The organism is Haloferax profundi, from assembly GCF_001469865.1.
Classification (GTDB): Archaea; Halobacteriota; Halobacteria; order Halobacteriales; family Haloferacaceae; genus Haloferax; species Haloferax profundi.
In genome coordinates, this window is the sequence record NZ_LOPV01000524.1 from 1 (window position 1) to 591 (window position 591).

The 591-nt window shown below is 53.3% G+C and carries 1 protein-coding gene; it reads left to right on the top strand.

Going from position 1 to position 591, the window contains the following annotated elements; translation table 11 throughout:
- The coding region (locus AUR66_RS16255; RefSeq protein WP_197409835.1) for a nuclear transport factor 2 family protein at positions 1 to 591 on the top strand (591 nt) is incomplete at both ends.

Below are 591 nucleotides of genomic sequence, written 5' to 3' on the forward strand. Positions count from 1 at the left end.
GGGAACATGGTCGGAACCTTCGAAGAAGATTGGCTTGACATCCCTGCCACAGGTCATGCAACTTGGCTCCGGTACGGCGAGTTCCATCGGATAGAAGACGGGAAAATCGCAGAAACGCGGACAATCATAGACATATTGGATGTGCTCCGTCAAGCTGGGTATCAGTTATTCCCATCGCTCGGTCCAGAAGTCGTCATACCAGGACCCACCACACAGGATGGAGTACTTCTCGACGAACAGGACAACGACGAGTCACAAAAGACGATGGAACTCGTCGAGGGAATGCTCTTCGACGGGCTAAATTCCTACGAAGAGAAAGGCCTCGAAAACATGGGTATGGAAGCGTACTGGCACGAGGATTTCATGTGGTACGGTCCTGCCGGAATCGGCAGTACCAGAGGTATCGATGGGTTCCAGGACTTCCATCAGAATCCGTTCCTCAAAGCCTTCCCCGATAGGGAAGTTGGCCATCACAATTCACGGATTGCAGAGGGTAATTACTGCGCATCAACTGGCTGGCCCGCCGTCGTTGGGACACATCTTGGAGACGGATGGCTCGGATTACCGGCAACAGGAAACGCCGCAGACATG